This is a genomic window from Serratia ureilytica (assembly GCF_017309605.1).
Lineage (GTDB): Bacteria > Pseudomonadota > Gammaproteobacteria > Enterobacterales > Enterobacteriaceae > Serratia > Serratia ureilytica.
In genome coordinates this window covers 600,775-618,475 of record NZ_CP071320.1, presented here as the reverse complement: position 1 = coordinate 618,475, position 17,701 = coordinate 600,775, and the positions used below count along the sequence as shown (strand labels likewise).

The window sequence follows — 17,701 nt, the reverse complement described above, 5'->3', positions numbered from 1 at the left end:
GCAAAAACGCCAGTCTCTGACTGGCGTTTTTCTTTAGCCCACCTGCACCGACAGCATGCTCAGCGCTCCCATTTCGATACCGTCGATCGGCACGCTGATGGCCTCTTTTCCATCCCAGCCGCCGAGCACATACAGCAATGGCAGATAGTGTTCCGGCGTCGGGTTCGACAGCGCCGCGCCCTCATGGCGCATGAAATCCACCAGCGGGTGGTTATCGCCCCGATAACGCAGGTTATCCCGGACAAAGTTATTGAAAGACTCCGCCCACGGATAGGCGCTGGTATCGCCCTGCCATTTCACCATGCGCAGGTTGTGTACCACGTTGCCGCTGGCGACGATCATCACGCCCTCATCCCGCAGCGCCGCGAGTTTGCGGCCCAGCTCATAGTGGTAAGCCGCCGGCTGAGTGCCGTCGACGCTGAGCTGCACCACCGGGATATCGGCATTGGGATACATCTTGATCAATACGCCCCAGGTGCCGTGATCCAACCCCCACTCGCCGAGATCCGCCGTTACCGGCACCGGCGCCAGAATGTGCTGCAGCTGCGCAGCCAGCGCGGGGGAACCCGGCGCAGGGTAGCGGGTATCAAACAGCGCCTGCGGGAACCCGCCGAAGTCGTGAATGGTTTTGGGTTTTTCCATCGCGGTGACCGCAGTGCCGCGGGTATACCAATGCGCAGAAACCGCCACGATCGCCTTCGGACGCGGCAATGACTCACCCAACGCACGCCATGCCTGGGTGTAGCGGTTGTCTTCCAGCACGTTCATCGGGCTACCGTGGCCAAGAAACAGTGCCGGCATACGAGAGGTGTTCATAGAGCGATCCTTAGTTCAAATTGTGCTATGGCGTTACATTACGCGCTTTGCCGCAGCAACACAGCCGGATAACCGTGATGAAGATATTCAATAAATTTGAATTAAAAATCGCAAAAATGCACCGGCAAACAAAAAGTTAAAAAATGAATGATTTTCAAATGATTAATAAAAATCATGAATACCATGGCATTACTGCCACACAGATCTAAATTGTGAACAATTTATGTATTTTTTGTTAACACAATCGATACACTCCTCCTGCCGTCGACAGGGTGTTGGCAGCCCGTCGGCGCTACGGGAATCACGTCTCACCAAGGAGGAATTCATGTTCAGACTCACACTGGCAACCCGCCTGGCGCTTTCCATGTCCTTGTTAGCCACCGGGGCGGCAGCCGCCAAAGCGACGGACAACGCGCCGCTGACGCAGCGCGAAGACCCTTACTTCCTTCAGGCGCAAGCTCAGCTGCAACAGCGACTGAAACAGACCCCAAACACCAACCGCGCTAAAAACGTCATTCTGGTGGTCGGTGACGGCATGGGGTTTTCCACCGTGACCGCCGCCCGTATTTTTGAAGGACAGCAGCGCGGCGTGGACGGCGAATCCAACGTGCTGGCCTGGGAAGCCTTCCCCTATCTGGCGGCAGCCAAAACCTATTCCGCCGACGCCCAAATCACCGACTCCGCGCCCAGCGCGGTGGCGATGACCACCGGCGTCAAAACCATCAACGATCTGATGGGTCTCAACCATACGGCCGCCCTCAACAACTGCGAGGATCAGCAAACCAAGGCCGTCACCACGCTGTGGGAGATGGCCGCAACGCTCGGCATGTCCACCGGCGCCGTGACGACCGCGACCATTACCCACGCCACGCCGGGCGCCACCTATGCCCATATCGCCAACCGCGACTGGGAGTCTGACGCCAAAATGCCGGCGGATGCCCTGACCGCAGGCTGCCGCGACATCGCGCGCCAGCTGGTGGAAATGAAATACGGCAACGGCCTGAACGTGGCGATGGGCGGCGGGCGCGCCAACTTCCTGCCCGACAGCGTGAGCGATCCTGAATATCCCGGCAAGAAAGGCGCCAGAAGGGACGGCCGTGACCTGACGCAGGCCTGGCTGCAACGCTACGGCGAGCGCGGACAATACGTCTGGAATCAGGCCCAGTTCGACAAAATCGAACCGGGCAACGTCGACCATTTGCTGGCCCTGTTCGAGCCGTCGCACATGAACTTCGAGCATGACCGGCGGCAAGACGCGGCGGGAGAGCCTTCGCTGGCGGAAATGACCGGCAAGGCCATCGATATTTTGGCCAGGAATCCCGAAGGCTATCTGTTGCTGGTGGAAGGCGGGCGCGTCGATCACGGCAGCCATAACGGCAACGCCTACCGCACGCTAAGCGACGCGGTCGCCCTGAACGAGGCGGTGAAAACCATTGTCGGCAAGGTCAACCTGGACGAAACGCTGGTGATCGTGACCGGCGATCACAGCCACACGCTGACCATCGCCGGCTATGCCAAGCGCGGCAATCCTATCCTCGGCATTTCCGTCGGCGTCGACGGTAAACCTCGGCTGGGCAGCGACGGCAAGCCCTACACCACCCTCGGTTTCGCCAACGGCCCCGGCGGCGCGATCCCGCTGACCGAGCGCCCGGCATTGACCATGGAGCAAACCACCGCGCCCGACTTTATTCAGCCGGCGCTGGTGCCGCTGAAAAGCGAGACGCACGGCGGGGAAGATCTCGGCATCTACGCCATCGGCCCCTGGGCACATCTGTTCCAGGGTACGGTTGAGGAGAACTACACCTTCCACGTGATGAATTACGCCAGCCGCATCAGCGAACGCCTGTCAGAACGGTAGATACAAAAAAGCCGCATTACGCGGCTTTTTTATCGTTGAAAGCGGCCGGCTATCAGCTGGCTTTTTTCTCGTGCGCCTGGCGGTAGGCCACCAGATCTTCGATGGTCAGCACCACCATGTCGTGCTGTTTGGCGAAGGCGATCACTTCCGGCGCATGCGCCATGCTGCCATCGTCGTTGGTCAGTTCACACAGCACGCCGGCAGGTTTGAAACCGGCCATGGAGACCAGATCGATGGTCGCTTCGGTGTGGCCGCGACGGCTCAGCACGCCGCCCGGCTGCGCGCGCAGCGGGAACACGTGGCCCGGACGGTTCAGGTCGCTCGGCTTGGCGCTGTCTGCCACCGCCGCACGGATGGTGGTCAGGCGATCGGAAGCGGAAACCCCGGTGGTTACGCCCTGCGCCGCTTCGATGGTCACGGTGAAGGCGGTCTGGAACTGGCTGGAGTTGTTGGTCACCATCATCGGCAGCTCAAGCTGCTGACGGCGTTCTTCGGTGATGCACAGGCACACAATGCCGCTGCCGTGGCGAATGGTCAGCGCCATCTGCTCAACGGTCATGGTCTCCGCGGCGAAGATCATGTCACCTTCGTTTTCACGGTTTTCATCATCGAGCACCATCACGCCGCGCCCGTTGCGCAGTGCGTCGATCGCGCGTTCAACGCGTTCTGTCGGCGTGCCGAAGTCTGAAAGTAGCGTCTGATTCATGGTAAAAAACCTCATTAAAAATTATGGATTACCAGAACCAGGGCGATCTTGAGGAGTAGCTAGCAATAGCTAAAAAAATAACGCAAGCGGGCGCATGCCCGGCAGATACCGTTACTCTCTCCCATCCGGACTATAACCGTCGGCCCCGGAATTACACCGGATCTGCTGACCTCTAACCGGCCTTTACAGGCTGGCTGAGCGCTCGCGGGCTTTCACCGTAGAAGGTGATTTACCGCCGGTGGGGACTTTCACCCCGCCCTGAGAATAAGCAAGATGACTATAACGCTAATGGATAGACAGGGCAATTGGCAAAAGCACAATTCGGCCACGCGCGGCGAATGCGCTTAATGGTGTTTATCCGGCGGGCAACTCGCATTACACTAAGCGGCAGCTATTAAACTCTGAAAGGGATACGCCATGATTGACCCGAAAAAAATCGAACAAATCGCACGCCAGGTTCATGAGTCCATGCCTAAAGGCGTTCGTGAATTCGGGGAAGACGTTGAGAAAAAAATCCGTCAGGTGCTGCAGTCGCAGTTGACCCGCCTGGATTTGGTTAACCGCGAAGAGTTCGACGTGCAGACTCAGGTGCTGTTGCGCACCCGCGAAAAGCTGGCGCTGTTGGAACAGCGCATGGCCGAGCTGGAAAGCAAGCTGAGCGCGGCGCCGGCCGCCAAACAGGAAGACGAATAATTCCCGCCAAGGGCGCGCACCGCGCGCCCTTGTTCTTTACGTCGCCCGGCGTTAGCCGCGCCCGTCTTTGATCGCTTTGATGATGTTGGTGGTCGACAGGCCGTCTTCAAAGTTCAGCACTTTGACATCGCCGCCGTTGGCCCACACTTCCGCACTGCCGGCAATCTCTTCCGGCTTGTAATCGCCGCCTTTCACCAGCAGATCCGGCAAGATGTCGGCGATCAAGCGCTGCGGCGTGTCCTCCTCGAACGGCACCACCCAATCCACCGCTTCCAGCGCGCCCAGCACAATCATGCGGTTCTCCAGCGCGTTGACCGGGCGTTTTTCCCCTTTCAGGCGTTTGGTCGACGCATCGCTGTTCACCGCCACGATCAGGCGATCGCCCAGCTTGCGAGCATTGGCCAGATAAGAGACGTGGCCGGCATGCAGAATGTCGAAGATGCCGTTGGTCATCACCACTTTTTCGCCGCGCTGACGCGCCTGCGCGACGGCCTGTTTCAACTGCGCTTCGGTCATCACGCCAAAACCGGTCTCGGCGCGGCCGCGCACCGCGTTCTCCAGTTCGATCGGCGACACGGTGGAGGTACCGAGCTTGCCCACCACCACGCCGGCGGCGGCATTGGCCAGGAAACAGGACTCTTCCAGCGAGTTGCCGGCGGCCAGCGAGGCGGCCAGCACGCCGATCACGGTGTCGCCGGCGCCGGTCACATCGAACACTTCCTGCGCCTGGGTCGGCAAGTGCAGCGGCTCAACGCCCGGCTGTAGCAGCGTCATGCCGTGTTCGGAACGGGTAACCAGCAGCGCCGACAGCTCGAAATCCGCTACCAGCTTCATGCCGCGTTCCACCAGTTCCGCTTCATCCTTACAGTGGCCCACCACCGCTTCGAACTCGGACAGGTTCGGCGTCAGCAGCGTCGCGCCGCGATAGCGCTCGAAATCGGATCCTTTCGGATCGATCAGCACCGGCACCTTGGCGGCGCGCGCCAGTTGGATCATGCCCTGCACCTGGCTGAGCGCGCCCTTGGCGTAATCGGACAGCACCAGCGCGCCGATCTGCGGCAGCGCCTGCTGAATGCGCTCCAGCATCGGCTGCGGATCAACGTTGGAGAAGCCTTCTTCGAAGTCGAGACGGATCAGTTGCTGGTTGCGCGACAGCACGCGCAGCTTGGTAATGGTCGGATGGGTCGGCACCGAGACGAAGTCGCAGCGCACGTTGACTTCATTCAGCTTGGCGCTCAGCGCCCGCGCCGCATCGTCGATGCCGGTCAGGCCCACCAGACGGGAAGTGGCGCCCAGCGAAGCGATGTTCATCGCCACGTTAGCCGCGCCGCCGGGACGCTCTTCGATGGTATCGACCTTGACCACCGGCACCGGGGCTTCCGGTGAAATGCGGCTGGTCGGCCCATACCAATAGCGATCCAACATGACGTCACCGACCACCAGCACACCGGCGCGGCGAAAATCAGGCAGCGTAACTTTCATCCGATAACTCCAAAAAAGAACAAAATTTTAGTGGCGCAGATATTACCACAGACCGCCGGAATACCCGCAAAAAGGTATTAATCCAGCCATTTGACCCAGCTGGCGCGCACCTGCTCGCGCTCGGCGGCAAACAGCCCGCTGCCGACCTTGCCGGAATGTTCCTGCAGCGCCAGGTGGTGGATCTCGTCGCGCATGGTGACATAGGCCTGGGTCAGCGCGCGCGCCTCCTCTTCCGGCATAATGTCGTAATTGGCCATCAGCTCGAAGATGCGCACGTTGTCCGACCAACGCGTCAGGCGCGGTTCACCCGGCGCATAGCGTAAGACCAGATATTGGGCGATAAATTCGATGTCGGTAATGCCGCCCTCATCGGCCTTGATATCAAACAGATCGCGCTGCTTGTTGCCGAGATGGTTGCGCATCTTTTCGCGCATCTCGCGCACTTCGCGCTTCAGGGTCTGCGCATCGCGCGTTTTGCACAGGATCTCGCGCCGGATCGCGTCGAACTGCTGATGCAGCGCCGGATCGCCGTGCACGATGCGCGCGCGCACCAGAGCCTGATGCTCCCAGGTCCAGGCTTCGTTTTGCTGGTAGTCGGCGAACGCCTCGACGGTGCTGACCAGCATCCCCGCGGCGCCGGAAGGCCGCAGGCGCGCGTCCACCTCATACAGAATGCCCGAGGACGTGCGGGTGCTGAACAGATGCATCACCCGCTGCGCCAGCCGCAGGTAGAACTGGCGGCCGTCGATGCAGCGATCGCCGTCGGTCATCACCTCCGGCGGGCAATCCAACAGGAACACCAGATCGAGATCGGAACTGTACCCCAGCTCCCAGCCGCCCAGTTTGCCATAGCCGATCACCGCAAAGCCGCGCCCCTCCCGCTCCTGCAAATGGGTGGGCTGGCCATAGCGCGCCACCATGTCGCTCCAGGCCTGTTGCACCACCGCGTCGATGATCGCCTCAGCCAGATAAGTCAGGTGATCGCTCACTTTCATCACCGGCAGCGCGCCGGCGATATCCGCAGCGGCGATGCGCAGCTGCTGAGCCTGTTTGAACTGACGCAGCGCCTCCAGCTTTTGCTCTTCGTCGTCTTCCGGCACCCGCAGCAGATACTGCCGCAGCTCGCTGCGGTAGGCGTCCAGCGCCACCGGCTGATACAGCGTGGCCGGATCCAGCAGCTCGTCCAGCAGCAGCGGGTAACGCGACAGCTGGTTGGCGACCATCGGCGACGCGGCGCACAGGCGGATCAGATGGCTGAGCGCCGCATGGTACTCCACCAGCAACTCGAGATAGGTAGTGCGGGTGACGATGCTCAGCAGCAGCTGCGCCAGCCGCACCAGCGCGGTCGGTGCGTCCTGGCGCGGGCATACCTCCGCCAGCAGGCGCGGCATCAGCTGATCGAGCACGTCGCGGCCGCGCGGGCCGATGGTGCGCTTGTCGACGTCGTGACGAAAATCGGCGATGGTGCGCAGCATCTGTCGACGCGCCTCTTCGTCCAGGTGCGGCGTCAGCGGCGCCAGCTCGTTCTCCTCCAGCGCGTCCTGCCACAGACTGTGATAGTGCTGGTAATCGGGATCTTCGCCGACATCCGGGCTATCGTCACCGATCAGGTCGTCGAACACCGCGCGCACCGCCTGCATGTGCACGTCCAGCGCCGCCATCAGCGCCGGCCAATCCGCCAATCCCATGCCGTAGGCCAACCGCGCCTGATCGAGCGCCTCCTGCGGCAGCGTCTGGGTTTGCTGATCGCCGATCGCCTGCAGCAGGTTCTCCAGCCGCCGCAGGAACAGGTAGGCGGCGCTCAGCGCCCGCACCTGCTTGCTTTCCAGCAGCCCCAGCTCGCCCACCGCCTGCAGCGTCGGCAGCAGCGAACGCCCCTGCAGCGCCGGTTCACGGCCGCCGCGGATCAGCTGGAATACCTGGGTGATGAATTCGATTTCGCGAATGCCGCCGGCGCCCAGCTTGATGTTGTCCTTCAGGCCGCGCCGCCGCACTTCACGGGCGATCATGCCCTTCATGTTGCGCAGAGACTGAATGACGCTGAAATCAATGTAACGACGGAACACGAACGGCCGCAGCGTTTTACGCAGCTCCTGGCTGTAGGCGTCTTCCGCCCCGCCCATCAGGCGCGCCTTCACCATCGCATAGCGCTCCCAGTCGCGCCCCTGTTCCTGGTAGTAATCCTCCAGCGCCGCAAAGCTCATCACCAACGGGCCGCTGTCGCCGAACGGCCGCAGCCGCATGTCCACGCGATAGACGAAGCCATCGATGGTCTGTTGATCCAGCGCCTTGATCAGCCGCTGGCCGAGACGGGTGAAGAACTGGGCGTTATCCAGCTCGCGCCGCCCGCCCTGGGTTTGACCATTTTCCGGGTAAGCGAAGATCAGATCGATGTCCGACGAGAAGTTCAGTTCGCCGCCGCCCAGCTTGCCCATGCCGAGGACCAGCAGCGGCTGCGGTTCGCCGTCGGCATTGCACGGCGTGCCCCACTCGCGGCAACAGGTTTGGTACAGCCAGTCGCGCGCGCTGACGATCAGCGTCTCCGCCAGCCCGCTCAGCTGCAGCAACGTTTCTTCGGTCGAACACAGCCCCTGCGCCTGCGCCCAGGCGATGCGCACCAGCGTTTCGCGGCGAAACAGACGCAGCGTGCGCATCAGTTGCGCTTCGTCGCGCACCTCTTCCAGCTCGTCCTGCAACCAGGCGGCGTAGTGTTGCCACTCGCCAGGCGCCGGCGGCTGTTCGCGCAGCGTCGCCAGCCAGGCCGGCTGGGCGAGCAGCGCGTCGCTGACGAAGTCGCTCGACGCCAGCACCCACTGCTCTTGCTCGCTAAAGGCGCAGTCCGCGCCGTGAACTTCCTGAAAACGCTGCACAACCTGCTGTGCCTGAGCCTGTAACGCGGCTGAAAGTGGCGACATAGTGTATGACCCGTTCTGCGGCCCACGGCTGGCGGGCCGGCTGGATTAACGAAGCGCGCCGTTTAACCAGAATGGCGCATGCGATAAGGCCTGTTTGCGGCTGGCTTCATACCAGCCCTGGCGGCGCTCGCTCAGCGCCGCCTGCAGCTCGCGCCAGGCGTCGATATAAGGCCCGGTCTGCTCGTCGGGGTAAGCACCCGACAGCAGGACCAGCGCCGAAATCTGACGCGTCAGGCGCGGCAATTGTTCCTGATATTCATCTTCGTTCAGCGTACGGCTGAAGGCTTCTTTCAGCTCCGCGCCGCTGCGCCCCAGCATGATGTCGCTGAAGCGTTTGAAAGAACCGTCCAGTTTGGCCTGCCCTTTGGCGTCGATAAACGGCCGCCAGGCGCCGCGCACCAGCCATGATGTGAGCGCCAACTTACATTGCAGATAGGCCGCGCTGTAGCACAGGCTTTCCGGTTGCGCGGCTTTGTCCGCCAACAGCGGTTCGAGCTCGGTCAGGCGGGCGCGCAGATCGGCGCTGGCCTTGCGCGGCACCAGGCCGCCGAAGATCACCAGCGCCTGGCGGATGGTGCCGACCGCTTCGAGGACCGCCCCGCGCGCCTGCGCATCGCCGCGCAGCCACAGCTCCTCATGGTACTGCCAATGGTTGAGCGCCAGCTCGAAGGCGGCGATCATCCCCTGCTCCACGGTCGCCTTCGCCGCCGGCTTCAGCACCCGCAGCGGGCGCACCTCGCGCGGCGGATTGCCCTGCGCCAGGTGGTAGCCGCGCGCCGCCTTGCTCAGGCTGCCCTGACGCAGCCCGCCATGGGCCGCCAGCTCGCCGGCCAATGCCAGCAGATCGGCGGTGTTGCCTTTCAGCAGCTCCAGTTCGATCTCGCTGAGGGCTTCGCTGAGGTCACCGGCGCGCACCTCTCCCTGATCCAAACCAATCTCGATCTCGCTTTGGCCGTAAGTGACCACCCACTTTTCACGCGCAAAGTCGGTACGGAACAGCGGCTGCAACGCCTGCTGCAGCGCCGCGATATCACAATCCTGTGGCCAGATGTCGGCAGGAAACTGCGCCAGCGCCAGCTGCGGCTCGGCGATAGCGACGTTGTATTCCGGACGTTGGTGCAGGCCGGCCACCACTTTACCGGCGGTTTTGATGGTCATCTCATAACGATCGTCGAAACCGCGAATGCGCAGCCCCATGTCGTGATTGCGCAGGAAGTTATCGGCCGTTTCGAAGTAAATGTTGGTCAGTTTTTGCGGCGCGGAATGCTGATGCGGCCAGGCGGCAAGCCATTGCGGCAGAGCGGCCACCGCTTGCGGCGCGGCGATGAATTTCAGTTCAATTTCAACGGTCATAATTCTTTAACACCAATAAGTTATGCATTCACGTCTGTTTCAGCGCGGCGCGTTCGGCCGCCGCATACTGCCCAATGACGCACAGTTGCCGTTATCTTACCGCGATTCCCGGCGCCTTAACCCTGCTAACTGTAGAAAAAACCTGTTACGTTATAAAACGCCGCGCAACTCACAGAATCAGCCACAGTAAGATAGTTCTCATTCCGGTTTTGGCGTTGCGTCGTCAGACTGAACGCTCTACTATCGTTCCATAAATTCACCAAGAAACGATGAACTAATGCAGAAATTACGCCTGATTTGCCTTGCCGCGCTGAGCTTCAGCATCACTTGGGGCGCACATGCCGAAGATAAACGCTATATCTCCGATGAGTTAAGCACTTACGTCCATAGCGGCCCAGGTAATCAGTACCGTATTGTCGGCACTCTGAACGCCGGTGAAGAAGTCACCCTGCTGAGCGTCAACGACAGCACCAACTACGGCCAGATCCGCGATCCGAAAGGCCGCACCACCTGGATCCCACTCGATCAGCTCAGCCAGACGCCGAGCCTGCGCACCCGCGTGCCCGAGCTGGAACAGCAGGTGAAAACCCTGACCGACAAGCTGGCCAACATCGATAACACCTGGAACCAGCGCACGGCGGAAATGCAGGAAAAAGTCGCGGGCAGCGACAGCACCATCAGCAGCCTGCAGAAGGAAAACCAGGATCTGAAAAACCAGCTGGTGGTCGCGCAGAAGAAGGTTAACGCCGTTAACCTGCAGCTCGACGACAAACAGCGCACCATTATTCTGCAGTGGTTCATGTACGGCGGCGGCGTCGCCGGCGTCGGCTTGCTGCTGGGCCTGCTGTTGCCGCACCTGATCCCGCGCCGCAAGAACAACAATCGCTGGATGAACTGATCTCAGTATCGTTCAGTTTGAGTATGGGCGCCTGCGGGCGCCCTTTTCATTGGCGCCGACATCCCGCGGCCAATTCATGTAATCTGATAGACAGAGCCTTACACGATATTCAGGAGTCAACAGTGCAGATTTATCTGGTCGGCGGCGCCGTTCGCGACAGCCTGCTCGACATTCCGGTGGTCGATCATGATTGGGTGGTGGTGGGCGCCACGCCGGCCGAGCTGCTGGCATTGGGCTACCAGCAGGTCGGCAAAGACTTTCCGGTATTCCTCAATCCCGACACCCACGAGGAGTACGCGCTGGCGCGCACCGAGCGCAAATCCGGCCAGGGATACACCGGTTTTACCTGCTATGCCGCGCCGGACGTCACGCTGGAGGAGGATCTGCTGCGGCGCGATCTGACCATCAACGCCATCGCCCGTTCCGCCGAGGGGGAGCTGATTGATCCTTACGGCGGCGTGGCCGATCTGCAGGCGCGCGTGCTGCGCCACGTTTCCGACGCCTTCGGCGAAGATCCGCTGCGCGTACTGCGCGTGGCGCGCTTCACCGCCCGCTTCGCCCACCTGGGTTTTCGCATCGCCGACGAAACGCTCGGCCTGATGCGCCGGATGGCGCACAGCGGTGAACTGGCCGCGCTGACCGCCGAACGCGTCTGGAAAGAAACGGAAAAGGCGCTGCAAAGCCAGAGCCCGCAGGTCTATTTTCAGGTGCTGCGCGACTGCGATGCGCTGGCGGTGCTGTTCCCGGAAATCGACGCGCTGTTCGGCGTGCCGGCTCCCGCCAAGTGGCACCCGGAGATCGACACCGGCGTGCACACGCTGATGGCGTTAGCGATCGCCGCCCGCCTCACGCCGGAGGTGGACGTGCGCTTCGCCACCCTGTGCCATGACCTCGGCAAGGGATTGACGCCAAAAGAGTTCTGGCCGCATCACCACGGCCACGGCCCGGCCGGTGTGCGGCTGGTTGAGGCGCTGTGCCAGCGGCTGCGGGTGCCCAACCCGGTGCGCGATCTGAGCAAGCTGGTGGCCGAGTACCATGATCTGATCCACACCGTGAACAAGCTGCGGCCGGAGACCCTATTGAAGCTGTTCGACGCCATCGACGTCTGGCGCAAGCCGCACCGGCTGGAGCAGATGATCCTGACCAGCGAGGCGGACGCGCGCGGCCGTACCGGCTTTGAGGAGAATCCCTATCCACAGGGCGACTATCTGCGCCAGGCGTATCAGGTGGCGAACGCGGTATCGATTAAAGAGGTGGTGGCCAGCGGGCTGCAGGGCACCGCGATCCGCGACGAGCTCAAACGCCGCCGCCAGCAGGCGCTGGCCGAGTGGAAGCTCACCCAAACCATCATCAACGATCAGGCATAAAAAAACCCCGCGGAGCGGGGTTTTTTCTTGGCGTGAAGGCTTACAGGAACACCATGTAAACCACGGCCGCCACGATAAAGCGGTAGATAGCGAACGGCACGAACGAGATGCGTTTGATCAGCGACAGGAAGGTCTTGATCGCAACCAGCGCCACCACGAAGGCGGTGACGAAACCGACGGCGAACATCGGCAGGTCGCCCCAGGTCAGGAAGTGCAGGCTCTTATACAGATCCAGGCCGCTGGCGCCAATCATCATCGGCACAGCCAGAATGAAGGAGAACTCGGACGCCGCATAGCGGTTCACGCCCACCAGCATGCCGCCGGCGATAGTGGAACCCGAACGGGAGAAGCCCGGCCACAGCGCCAGACACTGGAAGCAACCGATCATGAACGCCTGACGGTAAGTGATGTCATCCAACCCTTCCGCGCTAGGCTTCTTCGGCTTCAGCCATTCCGCCGCCAGCAGCAGCAGGCCGCCGACCACCAACGCGTACATCACGTTTTTCGGCGCAAACAGCGACTTGATGAAATCATGGAAGGCCAGCCCCAGCACCACCGCCGGGATCATCGCCAGCAGGATGTGCCCCAGCTTCAGCTGGCCGCTGGTTTTGCCTTCGTGCTCCACCGGCTTGCCGCCGAAATGGATGCCGATCAGACCGAACAACCGGCGCCAGAACATCACGACGACGGCCAGGATCGACCCCAGCTGGATAATGACTTCAAAGGTTTTGGCTTTGTCGCCGGTAAAGCCCAGCCACTCGCCGACGATGATCATATGCCCGGTGGAAGACACCGGCAAAAATTCGGTTAATCCCTCGACAACCCCAAGAACAAACGCAATAAACAGTGAATGCATGTCTGCCATGTGCTTCGCTCACCCCATAAAATAACGGCTATCACATAAAAAAGCGGCAATGCTTAAAGACAATGCCGCTAAAACAATTCTCAGGATTAAGACCAGGTTAACGGTCTTTCGTTGCAAGCAGATGACATAAAATCATGCGGGACGGGTGCCGCGCTCAATGATCACGCCGACCCGATTGGCATGTGCTACAGCGCCCGGTTTGCTGACCTTAATACGGACCCAGGGGGAATTGAAGCGCTGGAGCAAAATTTCAGATATTTCCTCCGCCACGCGCTCCACCAGCGCGAACCGGTTCGACTCCACGTGTTGGATCACGGCATCGCTGACGTCGGCATAGCTCAGACAGTCATTTACGTCGTCGCTGGCGGCGGCCGGCCGGTTATCCCAGCCCATTTCGATATCGAACACCAGCTTCTGACGAATGCCCTGTTCCCACTCATAAACGCCAATGGTGGTAATTACGGTAAGCTCTTCAATAAATACGATATCCATCACGTCATTCTCTGTTTTTGGCCTTGCCGGATACCACTTCCAGCGGAATGTGCGTATTATCCATAGATGTTGCGAGTAAAACGACCATTATTAAACGGAACCGCGTTATGAGTGCTACCGCGCTTGGCATGATTATCTTCGCGTATCTGTGCGGCTCGATTTCGAGCGCGATCCTGGTTTGCCGGATCGCCAGGCTGCCGGACCCGCGTGAACATGGCTCAGGAAACCCCGGGGCGACCAACGTCCTGCGCATCGGCGGCCGGCTGGCGGCGGCGGCGGTGCTGGTGTTCGATATTCTGAAAGGGATGTTGCCGGTCTGGCTGGCCTACAAACTCAATGTGCCGCCGCTGTATCTGGGCCTGACGGCGATCGCCGCCTGTCTTGGGCACATCTATCCGGTGTTCTTCCACTTCCGCGGCGGTAAAGGCGTGGCGACGGCGTTTGGCGCCATCGCGCCTATCGGCTGGGATCTGACCGGCCTGATGACCGGCACCTGGCTGCTGACGGTGTTGCTCAGCGGCTACTCTTCGCTCGGCGCCATCGTCAGCGCGCTGATCGCCCCGTTCTACGTCTGGTGGTTCAAACCGCAGTTCACCTTCCCGGTGGCGATGCTCTCCTGCCTGATCCTGATGCGGCATCACGACAATATTCAGCGCCTGTGGCGCGGCCAGGAAGGCAAGATTTGGGGCAAGTTCCGCAAGAAGAAAAACGACGCGGATGAGGATAACGGCGACCAGCCGAAAGACGAATAACGTAAGGGCCGGATAATCCGGCCCTTTGTTTTATACCGCAGGCAGTTCCGCCAGCGGCCAGCGCGGCCGCACCGACACGCTCAGCTCCGGGTTGGCGCCGCTCTTCAGCCGCACCATGCCGGCATAGGCGATCATCGCGCCGTTGTCGGTGCAAAATTCCGGGCGGGCATAGAACACTTCCCCGCCGCGTTTCTGCATCATCTCCGCCAGTTTGGCGCGCAGCGTACGGTTAGCGCTCACGCCGCCGGCCATCACCAGGCGTTTGAAGCCGGTTTGCTCCAGCGCGCGTTTGCATTTGATCGCCAGCGTATCCACCACCGCATCCTCGAAGGCGCGGGCGATGTCGGCACGCGTCTGATCGTCGTTGCCGTTGGAGCGGATGGTGTTGGCGGCGAAGGTTTTCAGGCCGGAGAAGCTAAAGTCCAGCCCCGGACGATCGGTCATCGGCCGCGGGAAGGTGAAACGCCCCGCCGTACCCTGCTGCGCCATCTTCGACAGCATCGGCCCGCCGGGATAATCCAGGCCGAGCAGCTTGGCGGTTTTGTCGAACGCTTCGCCGGCGGCATCGTCGATCGACTCGCCCAGCAGTTCATATTCACCGATGCCGGTGACGCTGATCAGCTGAGTGTGGCCGCCGGAGACCAGCAGCGCGACGAACGGGAACGCCGGCGGGTTATCTTCCAGCATCGGCGCCAGCAGGTGGCCTTCCATGTGGTGCACCGGCACCGCCGGCACGTTCCAGGCGAACGCCAGCGCGCGCCCGACGGTAGCGCCGACCAGCAGCGCGCCTACCAGGCCCGGCCCGGCGGTATAAGCCACGCCGTCGATATCGGCCGGGGTCAGGTTGGCCTCTTTCAGCGCCGCCTGAATCAGCGGCACGGTTTTGCGCACGTGATCGCGGGAGGCCAGTTCCGGCACCACGCCGCCGTAGTCGGCGTGCAGCTTCACCTGGCTGTATAATTGGTTGGCCAACAAACCGGTTTGATCGTCATACACTGCAATTCCGGTTTCATCGCAGGACGTTTCTATACCCAGTACTCGCATTACATTTCCCATCATTCACGTGCGGCCGCCAGTCTACCACATTCCGCCGCATTTACCGCCGATGCGGCGCATCTTGTCACCGGCTTGCGCCTATGTCGATGATTCATCCAGAAAATGCCCGAGCGATTAAACACGAGCATTTTTTTCTGATTAGTCTATAATCAGCGCCCGGTGCAAAATTGCGCACGTTGCGGCAGAGCGACGCGGGTTTCAATTTGCGGTGATGCTTTACAAAGCAGCATCCATTGGAGTAAAATTCCGCACCATTTTGAAAAGGCTGGCGCTTGGCCAGCAACAAACCGAATTTTATTGAGGTGAGAGGCACATGCCGGTAATTAAAGTACGTGAAAACGAGCCATTTGACGTTGCTCTGCGTCGTTTCAAACGCTCTTGCGAAAAAGCAGGTGTTTTAGCTGAAGTTCGTCGTCGTGAGTTTTATGAAAAACCAACTACCGAACGTAAACGCGCTAAAGCTTCTGCTGTGAAACGTCACGCGAAGAAACTGGCTCGCGAAAACGCACGCCGCACTCGTCTGTATTAATTCTTCGGGGGCAACCCCACCGCGTGAATTTCTGATTTTCAAAATCGCGCAGACCGAGTAGTTGCATACGAAGGCCGTGCTTTCCGAAAGGAATGCGCGGCTTGTTCTCGTTTATAGGCTAATGAAGTAAGGGCTTATGGCTGGACGAATTCCGCGCGTATTTATCAATGACTTGCTGGCTCGCACCGACATCGTCGATTTGATCGACGCCCGCGTGAAGCTCAAGAAGCAAGGCAAGAACTACCACGCGTGCTGTCCGTTCCACCACGAAAAGACGCCTTCATTTACCGTTAATGGCGAAAAGCAGTTTTATCACTGTTTTGGATGTGGTGCGCACGGCAACGCCGTCGACTTTTTGATGAATTACGACCGACTCGAGTTTGTCGAAACCATCGAAGAGCTGGCGACCATGCACGGGTTGGAAGTGCCTTACGAAGCGGGCACCGGGCCGACCCAGATCGAACGCCATCAGCGCCAGAGCCTATACCAACTGATGGAACAGCTCAGCGCGTTCTATCAACAGTCACTGCAGCAGTCCTCCGGGGCGCCGGCGCGCAGCTATTTGCAGCAGCGCGGATTAAGTGACGACGTTATTCGCCATTTCGCCATCGGCTTCGCGCCGGCGGGATGGGACAACGCCCTGAAGCGTTTCGGCCGCGACGCCGACTCGCGCCGCGCATTGAACGATGCCGGCATGCTGGTGACTAACGATCAGGGGCGTTCGTACGACCGTTTCCGCGAACGGGTGATGTTCCCCATCCGCGACAAGCGCGGGCGCGTCATCGCCTTCGGCGGCCGCGTGCTGGGCGACGGCATGCCCAAGTACCTGAACTCGCCGGAAACCGAAGTTTTCCATAAGGGCCGCCAGCTGTACGGCCTGTATGAAGCACAGCAGAATCACCCTACCCTGCAGCGGCTGCTGGTGGTGGAAGGGTATATGGACGTGGTGGCGTTGGCGCAATTCGGCATCGATTATGCCGTCGCCTCGCTCGGAACCTCGACGACGGCTGAACACATTCAGCTGCTGTTCCGCGCCACCGACAACGTCGTCTGCTGTTACGACGGCGACCGCGCCGGCCGCGAAGCGGCCTGGCGGGCGCTGGAAACCGCGCTGCCGTACCTGAACGACGGGCGCCAGCTGCGGTTCATGTTTTTGCCCGATGGCGAAGACCCGGACACCCTGGTGCGCAAGGAAGGCAAAGAAGCCTTCGAGCAGCGAATGGAGCAGGCGCAGCCGCTGTCCACTTTCCTGTTCGAAAGCCTGCTGCCGCAGGTGGATTTGAGCAGCCCGGACGGGCGCGCCAAGCTGAGCACGCTGGCGCTGCCGCTGATTACTCAGGTGCCGGGCGAAACGTTGCGCTTGTACCTGCGTCAGGAGCTCGGCAACAAGCTGGGGCTGCTGGACGACAGCCAGCTCGACAAGCTGATGCCCAAGCAGGCTGAAAATGCGAATCCTTATCAGGCGCCCCAGCTAAAACGCACAACCATGCGTATACTGATAGGGTTACTGGTGCAAAATCCGCAGTTGGCTACACTTATCCCTTCGCTGGAAGGGTTGGAGCAGACCAAACAGGCGGGATTGCCGCTGTTCGTCGAACTGGTGCAGACCTGTTTGGCGCAGCCGGGCCTGACAACCGGGCAATTGCTGGAGCTGTATCGCGACAACAAATTCAGCCAGCAGCTTGAAACCTTGGCGACCTGGAACCATATGATCGTTGAGGACATGGTCGAACAGACCTTTTTGGATACGTTGGCCAGCCTGTACGACTCGGTGCTCGAGCAACGGCTGGAAACGCTGATCGCGCAGGCCAGAACGCGCGGCCTGAGCCCGGAGGAACGTGAAGAAGTCCGTTCCCTCAACCAGGTTTTAGCGAAGAAAAACTGAATACCAAACGGCTTAAGTGCCGATAATTGCGAGG

Annotated in this window: 15 protein-coding genes and 1 riboswitch; of the genes, 7 read left to right on the top strand and 8 right to left on the bottom strand. The window is 60.7% G+C overall.

The window, feature by feature from the left end; translation table 11 throughout:
• Window positions 1–33: 33 nt before the first annotated feature.
• Window positions 34–816 carry a 4,5-DOPA-extradiol-dioxygenase gene (gene ygiD / locus J0X03_RS02875; protein WP_033644599.1) on the bottom strand — a complete coding sequence of 261 codons (783 nt, stop codon included), beginning with the start codon at window positions 814–816 and terminating at the stop codon, window positions 34–36.
• 325 nt (window positions 817–1,141) lie between these two features.
• Between ygiD and J0X03_RS02870 the strand changes: the two genes are divergently transcribed.
• The gene (locus tag J0X03_RS02870; RefSeq protein WP_047573624.1) at window positions 1,142–2,674 is read left to right on the top strand and encodes an alkaline phosphatase; all 1,533 of its coding nucleotides are present in this window, start codon (window positions 1,142–1,144) and stop codon (window positions 2,672–2,674) included.
• A 52-nt stretch (window positions 2,675–2,726) separates the two neighbouring features.
• Here J0X03_RS02870 and ribB read toward each other — a convergent pair whose 3' ends face one another.
• Entirely contained in the window at window positions 2,727–3,380 is a 654-nt protein-coding gene (gene ribB / locus J0X03_RS02865; RefSeq protein ID WP_033636071.1) for a 3,4-dihydroxy-2-butanone-4-phosphate synthase, read from the bottom strand.
• Window positions 3,381–3,489: 109 nt separating this feature from the next.
• Window positions 3,490–3,650, bottom strand: a riboswitch (FMN riboswitch).
• A 147-nt stretch (window positions 3,651–3,797) separates the two neighbouring features.
• On the opposite strand from ribB, the gene ubiK reads away from it, so the two are divergent.
• The gene (ubiK, locus tag J0X03_RS02860) at window positions 3,798–4,073 is read left to right on the top strand and encodes a ubiquinone biosynthesis accessory factor UbiK (RefSeq protein ID WP_004937216.1); all 276 of its coding nucleotides are present in this window, start codon (window positions 3,798–3,800) and stop codon (window positions 4,071–4,073) included.
• 51 nt (window positions 4,074–4,124) lie between these two features.
• Here the strand turns inward: ubiK and hldE are convergent, their stop codons facing one another.
• The 3 genes from hldE to J0X03_RS02845 all read right to left on the bottom strand — a co-directional run bounded on the left by hldE (window position 4,125) and on the right by J0X03_RS02845 (window position 9,823).
• A complete protein-coding gene (hldE, locus tag J0X03_RS02855; protein WP_033644597.1) occupies window positions 4,125–5,555 on the bottom strand; it encodes a bifunctional D-glycero-beta-D-manno-heptose-7-phosphate kinase/D-glycero-beta-D-manno-heptose 1-phosphate adenylyltransferase HldE in 1,431 nt (476 codons plus the stop codon).
• Between the two features lie 77 nt (window positions 5,556–5,632).
• The gene (gene glnE, locus J0X03_RS02850) at window positions 5,633–8,470 is read right to left on the bottom strand and encodes a bifunctional [glutamate--ammonia ligase]-adenylyl-L-tyrosine phosphorylase/[glutamate--ammonia-ligase] adenylyltransferase (RefSeq protein WP_123061978.1); all 2,838 of its coding nucleotides are present in this window, start codon (window positions 8,468–8,470) and stop codon (window positions 5,633–5,635) included.
• Between the two features lie 45 nt (window positions 8,471–8,515).
• A complete protein-coding gene (locus tag J0X03_RS02845; RefSeq protein ID WP_047573618.1) occupies window positions 8,516–9,823 on the bottom strand; it encodes a CYTH domain-containing protein in 1,308 nt (435 codons plus the stop codon).
• A gap of 277 nt (window positions 9,824–10,100) precedes the next feature.
• Here J0X03_RS02845 and J0X03_RS02840 point away from each other — a divergent pair, with 277 nt between their 5' ends.
• Complete coding sequence (locus tag J0X03_RS02840; RefSeq protein WP_033644594.1) at window positions 10,101–10,721, top strand: TIGR04211 family SH3 domain-containing protein; 621 nt, start codon at window positions 10,101–10,103, stop codon at window positions 10,719–10,721.
• Window positions 10,722–10,843: 122 nt separating this feature from the next.
• A complete protein-coding gene (locus J0X03_RS02835) occupies window positions 10,844–12,088 on the top strand; it encodes a multifunctional CCA addition/repair protein (RefSeq protein WP_089195200.1) in 1,245 nt (414 codons plus the stop codon).
• A 40-nt stretch (window positions 12,089–12,128) separates the two neighbouring features.
• Here J0X03_RS02835 and bacA read toward each other — a convergent pair whose 3' ends face one another.
• Both bacA and folB read right to left on the bottom strand, forming a co-directional pair.
• Complete coding sequence (gene bacA / locus J0X03_RS02830) at window positions 12,129–12,953, bottom strand: undecaprenyl-diphosphate phosphatase (protein WP_033644592.1); 825 nt, start codon at window positions 12,951–12,953, stop codon at window positions 12,129–12,131.
• A gap of 132 nt (window positions 12,954–13,085) precedes the next feature.
• Entirely contained in the window at window positions 13,086–13,445 is a 360-nt protein-coding gene (gene folB / locus J0X03_RS02825; RefSeq protein WP_015379095.1) for a bifunctional dihydroneopterin aldolase/7,8-dihydroneopterin epimerase, read from the bottom strand.
• 107 nt (window positions 13,446–13,552) lie between these two features.
• On the opposite strand from folB, the gene plsY reads away from it, so the two are divergent.
• Entirely contained in the window at window positions 13,553–14,197 is a 645-nt protein-coding gene (plsY, locus tag J0X03_RS02820) for a glycerol-3-phosphate 1-O-acyltransferase PlsY (protein WP_033644590.1), read from the top strand.
• Between the two features lie 30 nt (window positions 14,198–14,227).
• Here plsY and tsaD read toward each other — a convergent pair whose 3' ends face one another.
• Window positions 14,228–15,241 carry a tRNA (adenosine(37)-N6)-threonylcarbamoyltransferase complex transferase subunit TsaD gene (gene tsaD / locus J0X03_RS02815; RefSeq protein ID WP_004937199.1) on the bottom strand — a complete coding sequence of 338 codons (1,014 nt, stop codon included), beginning with the start codon at window positions 15,239–15,241 and terminating at the stop codon, window positions 14,228–14,230.
• Window positions 15,242–15,566: 325 nt separating this feature from the next.
• On the opposite strand from tsaD, the gene rpsU reads away from it, so the two are divergent.
• Together rpsU and dnaG are read left to right on the top strand one after the other, a co-directional pair.
• The gene (gene rpsU / locus J0X03_RS02810) at window positions 15,567–15,782 is read left to right on the top strand and encodes a 30S ribosomal protein S21 (RefSeq protein WP_001144069.1); all 216 of its coding nucleotides are present in this window, start codon (window positions 15,567–15,569) and stop codon (window positions 15,780–15,782) included.
• 136 nt (window positions 15,783–15,918) lie between these two features.
• The gene (dnaG, locus tag J0X03_RS02805; protein WP_025304325.1) at window positions 15,919–17,667 is read left to right on the top strand and encodes a DNA primase; all 1,749 of its coding nucleotides are present in this window, start codon (window positions 15,919–15,921) and stop codon (window positions 17,665–17,667) included.
• Window positions 17,668–17,701 lie beyond the last annotated feature (34 nt).

Bases quoted from the DNA above. Each gene is read 5' to 3' on its own strand.
- ygiD (WP_033644599.1), bottom strand. From the start codon at position 816: ATGAACACCTCTCGTATGCCGGCACTGTTTCTTGGCCACGGTAGCCCG.
- J0X03_RS02870 (WP_047573624.1), top strand. From the start codon at position 1,142: ATGTTCAGACTCACACTGGCAACCCGCCTGGCGCTTTCCATGTCCTTG.
- ribB (WP_033636071.1), bottom strand. From the start codon at position 3,380: ATGAATCAGACGCTACTTTCAGACTTCGGCACGCCGACAGAACGCGTT.
- ubiK (WP_004937216.1), top strand. From the start codon at position 3,798: ATGATTGACCCGAAAAAAATCGAACAAATCGCACGCCAGGTTCATGAG.
- hldE (WP_033644597.1), bottom strand. From the start codon at position 5,555: ATGAAAGTTACGCTGCCTGATTTTCGCCGCGCCGGTGTGCTGGTGGTC.
- glnE (WP_123061978.1), bottom strand. From the start codon at position 8,470: ATGTCGCCACTTTCAGCCGCGTTACAGGCTCAGGCACAGCAGGTTGTG.
- J0X03_RS02845 (WP_047573618.1), bottom strand. From the start codon at position 9,823: ATGACCGTTGAAATTGAACTGAAATTCATCGCCGCGCCGCAAGCGGTG.
- J0X03_RS02840 (WP_033644594.1), top strand. From the start codon at position 10,101: ATGCAGAAATTACGCCTGATTTGCCTTGCCGCGCTGAGCTTCAGCATC.
- bacA (WP_033644592.1), bottom strand. From the start codon at position 12,953: ATGGCAGACATGCATTCACTGTTTATTGCGTTTGTTCTTGGGGTTGTC.
- folB (WP_015379095.1), bottom strand. From the start codon at position 13,445: ATGGATATCGTATTTATTGAAGAGCTTACCGTAATTACCACCATTGGC.
- plsY (WP_033644590.1), top strand. From the start codon at position 13,553: ATGAGTGCTACCGCGCTTGGCATGATTATCTTCGCGTATCTGTGCGGC.
- tsaD (WP_004937199.1), bottom strand. From the start codon at position 15,241: ATGCGAGTACTGGGTATAGAAACGTCCTGCGATGAAACCGGAATTGCA.
- rpsU (WP_001144069.1), top strand. From the start codon at position 15,567: ATGCCGGTAATTAAAGTACGTGAAAACGAGCCATTTGACGTTGCTCTG.
- dnaG (WP_025304325.1), top strand. From the start codon at position 15,919: ATGGCTGGACGAATTCCGCGCGTATTTATCAATGACTTGCTGGCTCGC.